Origin of the sequence: Calidithermus terrae (assembly GCF_003574345.1) — a bacterium.
Lineage (GTDB): Bacteria > Deinococcota > Deinococci > Deinococcales > Thermaceae > Calidithermus > Calidithermus chliarophilus.
This window is the reverse complement of the sequence record NZ_QXDL01000203.1, coordinates 1-7,181: the sequence shown is the minus strand read 5'-3', so window position 1 is coordinate 7,181 and position 7,181 is coordinate 1. Positions and strand designations below refer to the sequence as shown.

The following is a 7,181-nucleotide window of genomic DNA, read 5'->3' as shown; positions in this document are numbered from 1 at the left end:
CTCGAGGGGGGCTTCAAGCTCGGGCTGGGGGGAGGGGTGCGGCTCGAGGGCTTCAGCCTGGACGCGGCCCTCACGGTCCATCAGGCCCCCGTCGTCCGGGGGACCGTCTACGGCCTGGCCCTGAGCGTTGGCTTTTAGGAGCACGACCATGAAGCGTATCCCGACCCTTTTCCTGGCGCTGGCGCTGGCCGCCTGCAGCGGCCACACCCTCACCACGGTGCGGGTGAAAGTAGACACGTACGTGCCCGACGTCTACCGCAGCGGGCAGCTCAACCTCACCACCGCCACCCTCTTCCTCCCCGACGACGATGACGACGGCACCTACGGCAACGACCCGGACGGCCTCGCCCTCGAGCTCCCCAAGCTCGACATCCTGGAAAGGGCCAGGCTCCGCACGCGCTTGAGCCTGAAAAACACCGGCAGCGTCGCGGCGAGCGTGAGCCTGGAGGTCCACGTGGCCCCCCCGGGCGACGGCATGATCTACGACGGCAGCAGGGATTACACGGTCCTCGCCGGCTCGGTCACCCTGGACCCGGGCGAGGAGAAGCCGCTCGACCTCGAGGCCACCCTCGGCGAGGCCGACCCGGCTTTCGGCCTGCTCAAGGGCGGCGGCTTCCGCGTGGGGCTGGCGGTGCGCCTGGCGGGGGATACCGTGAACTACACCCTGGAAGAGGCCGACGTCAGCCTCTCCGGGCGGCTGTTTAAGGCCATCCCCGATTGAGCCGCACCCGGCGCATCCTGGCCCGCGAAGCGCCCTAGGCAGACCCCGCGCTAAGGAATACACTGGCCTTCCGTGAAACCCCTGGTCGTCCTGCATCAGCGTTCGAGCCAGCTCCTCTCGCCCCTGCTCACCGCCACCGTCGGCCACAAGCTGCCCCTGCACGCCTACGCGGCGGAGGTGGGGAGCGGCCTGGTGGCGGCGCTGGCCGGGCTGGTGCCGCTGGGCTTCGCCGGGGCGGTGCTGGAAGACCCCCAGCTTCGCCTGGACGCGCTCAAGCTGGTGGGGGCGCTCGAGCCCGAGGCGCGCGAGGCCGGGCGGGTGGACCTGGTGGTGCCCGAGGGCACGCGGCTGCGGGGGTACTTCCTCGAGGGGGTCGCGCTCGCCAACCTGCTCCACCGCTACGCCTTCGGCGACCGGGTGCTGTGGCTGGGCCCGCTGCGCCCCGAGCTCAGCGGGGGGCTGCGGAGCGTGGCCCGCGTCGCGCTGGCGGCCCCCAGCTTCCCCGAGGGCGACGCCTTCATGGCCCGCATCCCCTCGCCCCAGCGCGGGGACGTGGTGGTGGGCCTCGAGCGGGCCGAGCCCCTGGCCCGCCACTCCGACCTGATCCTCTACACCGGGGGGCCGCTGCCGCTCGAGCTCCTCCAGCCCTACCACACCCTGCTGGCCCTGCAGCCCGTGCCCAAGGAGGCCTACCGCCTCATCGGCCAGTACATCGGCCCCGAGGAGCTGCAGCGCTTCCACCTCTCGGTGATCCTCGAGGCGCTGGGCTTCGCGCTCCCCCCCGACGCCTTCGCGGTCAGTTGAAGACTTTGTAGGGCGGCTCCCCGAAGCGCTGCAGGAGCTTCGGGCCGATCACCAACTCGGGGTTGTGGCGCCGCACGGCCTCGAGGACGGCCTGCCCCACCTCGCGGGCGTTGCCCAGGTAGCGCAGGTTGACCGCCGTCAACGGGAGCTTGTCGCCCACGCGGGCGAGCACCAGGTAGCGGTTGCCGTTGAGGTCGCGGCTCAGGTCGGCGAGGTTGGGCTGCCGCAGGTCGGTGTGCTGCGCCCCAAAGAGCCTGCGCTGGGTGAGCCGGTCGGGGGTCACCTCCACCCGGTCGAAGAAGAGCAGCTCGAGCCCCACCCGCAACAGGTAGAACACCATCGCCAGCCCGATCACGAACGCCGCCCAGAAGGGGTCCACCCCCTGCCAGTACCCCGCGATCAGGCTCCAGAACAGGAAAAAGGCGAAAGCCACGTAACCTATCCCCACCAGGTAAGCCGTGGGCGCCTTGCGGCTGCGGACGGTTTTCATCGGTCCTGAGTTTATCGCGCCGGGGGTGGGGGTGGGAGCGGTCAGCGGTCAGCCTTCAGCCGTCAGCGGAAAGCCCCGTGGTATGCGGTTACCCCATCCCCGCCGCCGTCGAGGGTCTAGGGCCAAAGCGTTTTGCGTCTGGCGTCTTGCGTTTGGCGTACGGCGTAGGACGTACGACGTACGACGCACGACCCGCCCCCGGCGCCCGGCGTTCAGCCATCAGTCACCGCCTCCCGACCGAAAAACCCTCCCCGAGAAGGGGAGGGTTGTAAAGTTCCGAGGCGCTTAACGCTTGGAGTACTGGGGAGCGCGGCGGGCCTTGTGCTTGCCGTACTTCTTGCGCTCGACCTCGCGGGGGTCGCGGGTGAGGAAGCCCTGGGGCTTGAGCTTGGCGCGCAGGTCGGCGTTGTAGGTGACGAGGGCGCGGGCGATGCCGAGCTTGATGGCATCGACCTGGCCGCTCTTGCCGCCGCCCTCGACGGTGATGTAGGCGTCGAAGCGGTTGGTGGCGTCCACGGCGCGCAGGGGCTCGAGGGCCGAGACGGCCTTCACCAGGTTGCCGAAGTAGTCCTGGAACTCCAGGCCGTTGACGGTGACCTTGCCTTTGCCGGGGCGCAGAAAGACCCGCGCCACGCTGGTTTTACGACGGCCGGTGCCGTAGTACTGCTCCATTACTTGACCTCCAGCTTGGTGGGCTTCTGGGCCTGGTGGGGGTGGGTCGGGCCCGCGTAGACCTTGAGGCGGCGGAACATGCGGTAGCCCAGGGGGCCCTTGGGCAGCATGCCCTTGACCGCGTGCTCGATGGCCTTCTCGGGCTTCTGCGCCAGCATGTCGGCGGCCACGACCTTCTTGAGGCCGCCCTGGTAGCCGCTGTAGCGGGTGTAAACCTTGGTTTGGGGCTTGCTGCCGGTCAGGCGCACCTTGGCGGCGTTGATCACCACCACGATGTCGCCGGTGGCCATGTTGGGGGTCCAGTCGGGCTTGTGCTTGCCGCGCAGCACTCGAGCGATCTGCGTAGCCAGGCGGCCCAGGGTCTGGCCCTCGGCATCCACCACGACCCAGCCGGGTTCGCGCTCTTCGGGAACGTAAGTCTTGAACACTTGGGTGCTCCTGATCCCGCTGCCTACCATCAGCGGGTTTGGATTTGTTCTTTGGCAAAAGGATCGGGGGCCTTCCGCAAAGAACGCCAACGAGCAATATAGCATAGGGCTTTCGTCTGGGTAAAGAGCGGGCGGCGAACGCGGGTGGCCGGGCGCTAGGCGCGGGGCGTACGTCCTAAGTCGTACGTCCTACGTCGTACGCCAAACGCCAAACGCAAAACGCCAAACGCAAAACGCCAAACGCCCTAGACCCTCGACGCCGGCGGGGAGGGGTCCCCACGAGCCTTCGGCTGATGGCTGACGGATTCCCGCCCGCCTGTACCGCCGTCACACAGCTCACCGGGCTTGGGGGCTAGACTCGAGGGGCATGAAACTCAGCGAAGAGGAGATCACCCAGGCCCTCGAGGCGCTGCCCGGGTGGGCGGTGGTGGGGGGGAGGCTCGAGAAGACCTACGCCTTCTCGAGCTACGCCGACGGGGCGGCTTTCGCCTTCCGGGTCGCCTTAATGGCGGAGAAGAGGGACCACCACCCGGACCTGCTGGGCATCGGGTGGAAGAAGGTGCAGGTGGCCTACGTGACCCACTCGAAAGGGGGCATCACCGCGCTCGACCTCGAGGCCGCCAAAGCCGCCGACGCGGTGTACACTAAGTTCGCTTGAAGCCACAAGTGCGGGCGTGTGGGCGGGTTCGGGGAGTGAGTGTGTATCTACACCCAAACCGCCGCCGTTCACCCTGCACTTACGAAAAAGGGAGTAAACTTTTCGATTGGTGAATGTATGGAGCAAGCGGTGGACAGTGCCAACCTGGCCTACCTCGAGGCCCTTTTCCGCGACTACCAGCAAAACCCTTCCAGCGTCAGCCCGGAGTGGCAGGGGTACTTTGCCGGGACCCTCGCCGACGGGAGGCTGGGCAACGGCTTAGCCGCCGCGCCTGGCTCAGCGGTGCTGCCCGCTGACTTAGCCGACTTCCTGCTCAGGGCCACCCGGCTGGTCTCGGCCTACCGCGAGCGGGGCCACCTGGCCGCCCGGATCGACCCGCTGGGGCGCCCGCGCCCGGCGGTGCCCGAGCTCGAGCCCTCCTACCACGGCCTGAGCGCCGCCGACCTCGAGCGCCCCATCCCGCCCGGACTGGTCTCGGGGGCTGCCACCTTAGGCGAAGCCGTCGAGCGCCTGCGCGAGCGCTACACCGGCAGCATGGGCATCGAGATCGGCCACCTCGACGACCCCGAGGTGCGCCGCTGGATCGAGGCCCGCATCGAGGACGGGGCCTTCCCCCATCCCGACGCCGCCACCCAGAAGCGCATCTACGAGCGCCTGATGCAGGCGACGCTGTTCGAGGAGTTCCTGCAGAAGAAGTACCTCGGCGCCAAGACCTTCTCCACCGAGGGCTCGGAGGCCATCATCGCCCTGCTCGACCTCGCCGTGGAGCAGGCCGCGCGGCAGGGGGTGACCGAGGTGGTGATGGGCATGGCCCACCGCGGCCGCCTTAACGTGCTCGCCAACATCGTGGGCAAGCCGCTGCACGACATCTTCCTCGAGTTCGAGGAGCAGTTCCCCGATGGCTACCACGGCGACGTGAAGTACCACCTGGGCTACTCCAACGACGTCGAGACCCCCGCGGGCAAGCTGCACATCTCGCTCAACTTCAACCCCTCGCACCTGGAGTTCGTGGGCGCGGTGGCGATGGGCCGCCTGCGGGCCAAGCAGGACCGCTTCGGCGACCTCGAGCGCAGGAAGGGCCTGCTGCTCGTCGTCCACGGCGACGCCGCCTTCATCGGCGAGGGCATCGTGCAGGAGACGCTCAACATCTCCGGGCTCAAGGCCTACACCGTGGGCGGGGCGCTGCACGTGGTCCTCAACAACCAGGTCGGCTTCACCACCGACCCCACCGACTACACCGCCGGGCGCTACTCCACCGAGATCGCCAAGATGATCGAAAGCCCCATCTTCCACGTCAACAGCGAGGACCCCGGCGCGGTCTTCGCCGCCGTGGTGATGGCGATGGAGTTCCGCGCCGCCTTCAAGCGCGACGTGTTCATCGACCTCGTGGGCTTCCGCCGCCGCGGCCACAACGAGACCGACGAGCCCGCCTTCACCCAGCCCGAGATGTACAAGATCATCTCGAGCAAGCCCCCCACCTACCAGAGCTACTTCCCCCGCCTCGAGGCCGCCGGGATCCTCAGCCGCGCCGAGGCCGACGCCCTGGCCCAGCAGTACCAGCACAAGCTCGACGCGGCCTTCACCGAGGTGCGCAGCGCCTCCACCACCACGCGCCCCCCGGCGGGCGGGGGCATCTGGAACGGCTACCACGGGGGGCCGGAGAACGGCACCCCGGACGTCGATACCGGCGTGCCGCTGGAGCGCCTGCGCGAGCTGATGAAGGGCCTCACCACCTTCCCCGCCGGCTTCAACCTCCACCCCAAGCTGGGCCGCTTCGTGCAGGGCCGCGCCGAGATGGGCGAGGGCAAGCGCCCCCTCGACTGGGCGGCCGCCGAGGCCCTGGCCTTCGCCAGCCTCGCCGCCGAGGGGCACCGGGTGCGCATGAGCGGCCAGGACGTGGTGCGCGGCACCTTCACCCAGCGCCACGGCGGCTACACCGACGTGCTCAACGGCAACCGCTACATCCCCGCCCAGCACCTCGTGGAGGGGCAGGCCCCGGTCGAGCTCTACAACTCCGCCCTCTCCGAGGCCGGCGTCCTGGGCTTCGAGTACGGCTACAGCCTCGACACCCCCGAGGGCTTGGTGGTCTGGGAGGCCCAGTACGGCGACTTCGTCAACACCGCCCAGGTCATCATCGACCAGTTCATCGCCTCGGCCGAGGCCAAGTGGAGCCGGCTGTCGGGGCTGGTGATGCTGCTGCCCCACGGCATGGAGGGCGGCGGCCCCGAGCACTCCTCGGCCCGCCTCGAGCGCTTCTTGCAACTGTGCGCCACCGACAACATGCAGGTGACCTACCCCTCCACCCCCGCGCAGTACTTCCACCTGCTGCGCCGCCAGGTCAAGCGCCCGTGGCGCAAGCCGCTCGTGGTGATGACGCCCAAGAGCCTGCTGCGCAACCCCGAGACCGTCTCCCCGCTCGAGGACCTCACCCAAGGCCGCTTCCGCCGGGTGCTCCCCGACCTCACCGGCGCCGACCCCAAGAAGGTCTCGCGCGTCCTGCTGTGCTCGGGCAAGGTCTTCTACGACCTCGAGGCCGCCCGCAAGGCCGCCGGCAGGACCGACGTGGCGGTGGTGCGCCTCGAGCAGTTCTACCCCTTCCCCGAGGAAGAGCTCGCGGCGGCGCTCGAGCCTTTCAGCAAGAAGGTGCCGGTGTACTGGGTGCAGGAGGAGCCGGCCAACATGGGCGCTTGGTGGTTCCTGCGGGCGCGCTTCGGCCACGTCATCTACGGGCACCCCTTCGAGGCCGTCGCCCGCGCCGAGTCGAGCAGCCCGGCGGTGGGCTCGTCGAAGGTGCACAAGCGCGAGCAGGAGCAGTTGGTCAGTCAGGCCCTCGGCCTATGAGCCCCGCGACCCCGGCCCCGGCCGGGGTTTATCCCGTCCGGCGAGATGGCCCGGGGCGATCAGCGATAAACTAACGAAGTTTTAGGAGGACTTACCATGGCCGTAGAACTCAAGGTGCCCGCCGTGGGCGAATCCATTACCGAGGTGGAGATCGGGCAGTGGCTCAAGAAGGAAGGCGACGCCGTGAAGGCCGATGAGCCGCTGGTCGAACTCGTCACCGACAAGGCGACGCTCGAGCTGCCCTCGCCCGTCAGCGGCGTGCTCGGCAAGATCCTGGTGCCCTCCGGCATGGCTAAGGTGGGCGACGTGGTGGCGATGCTCGAGGAGGGCGCCGCCCCGGCCGCCAAGCCCGAGGCCGCGGCGCAGCCCGCCCCGGCCCAGCCGCAGCCCGCGCAAGCTGCCCAGGGCCAGCCCGTCGCCATGCCCTCGGCCGAGCGCCTGATGGCCCAGAGCGGCATCGACCCCTCGCAGGTGCAGCCCTCCGGCCCCGGCGGGCGCATCCTCAAGGAGGACGTGCAGCAGGCCATCGCCACCAAGCCGGCCCCGGCCCCCGCACCAGCTCCGGCC

At 69.3% G+C, this 7,181-nt stretch carries 8 protein-coding genes; 5 read left to right on the top strand and 3 right to left on the bottom strand.

The genetic code is table 11. The features are described from left to right. The first annotated feature begins 148 nt into the window (after window positions 1-148). Both Mterra_RS17280 and Mterra_RS17275 read left to right on the top strand, forming a co-directional pair. A complete protein-coding gene (locus tag Mterra_RS17280) occupies window positions 149-721 on the top strand; it encodes a hypothetical protein (protein WP_119316287.1) in 573 nt (190 codons plus the stop codon). A gap of 72 nt (window positions 722-793) precedes the next feature. Then, entirely contained in the window at window positions 794-1,525 is a 732-nt protein-coding gene (locus Mterra_RS17275; RefSeq protein ID WP_119316286.1) for a hypothetical protein, read from the top strand. Here Mterra_RS17275 and Mterra_RS17270 read toward each other — a convergent pair. The 3 genes from Mterra_RS17270 to rplM all read right to left on the bottom strand — a co-directional run bounded on the left by Mterra_RS17270 (window position 1,518) and on the right by rplM (window position 3,145). Continuing rightward, on the bottom strand, window positions 1,518-2,015 hold the full coding sequence (locus Mterra_RS17270; protein WP_119316285.1) for a hypothetical protein: 498 nt from the start codon (window positions 2,013-2,015) through the stop codon (window positions 1,518-1,520). The two genes, Mterra_RS17275 and Mterra_RS17270, sit on opposite strands and share 8 nt — an antisense overlap. 285 nt (window positions 2,016-2,300) lie before the next feature. Then, entirely contained in the window at window positions 2,301-2,687 is a 387-nt protein-coding gene (rpsI, locus tag Mterra_RS17265) for a 30S ribosomal protein S9 (RefSeq protein WP_119316284.1), read from the bottom strand. Then, window positions 2,687-3,145 (bottom strand): 50S ribosomal protein L13, encoded by a 459-nt coding sequence (gene rplM, locus Mterra_RS17260; RefSeq protein WP_119316283.1) that lies wholly within the window; start codon window positions 3,143-3,145, stop codon window positions 2,687-2,689. Before rplM ends, rpsI begins: the two co-directional genes overlap by 1 nt. 337 nt (window positions 3,146-3,482) lie before the next feature. Here rplM and Mterra_RS17255 point away from each other — a divergent pair, with 337 nt between their 5' ends. The 3 genes from Mterra_RS17255 to Mterra_RS17245 form a co-directional block, all read left to right on the top strand. Then, window positions 3,483-3,773 (top strand): 4a-hydroxytetrahydrobiopterin dehydratase, encoded by a 291-nt coding sequence (locus tag Mterra_RS17255; RefSeq protein ID WP_119316282.1) that lies wholly within the window; start codon window positions 3,483-3,485, stop codon window positions 3,771-3,773. Window positions 3,774-3,890: 117 nt separating this feature from the next. Further along, the gene (locus Mterra_RS17250; RefSeq protein ID WP_119316281.1) at window positions 3,891-6,614 is read left to right on the top strand and encodes a 2-oxoglutarate dehydrogenase E1 component; all 2,724 of its coding nucleotides are present in this window, start codon (window positions 3,891-3,893) and stop codon (window positions 6,612-6,614) included. Window positions 6,615-6,710: 96 nt separating this feature from the next. Beyond that, a partial coding sequence (locus Mterra_RS17245) for a biotin/lipoyl-containing protein (RefSeq protein ID WP_176582549.1) occupies window positions 6,711-7,181 on the top strand: 471 nt, incomplete at its 3' end.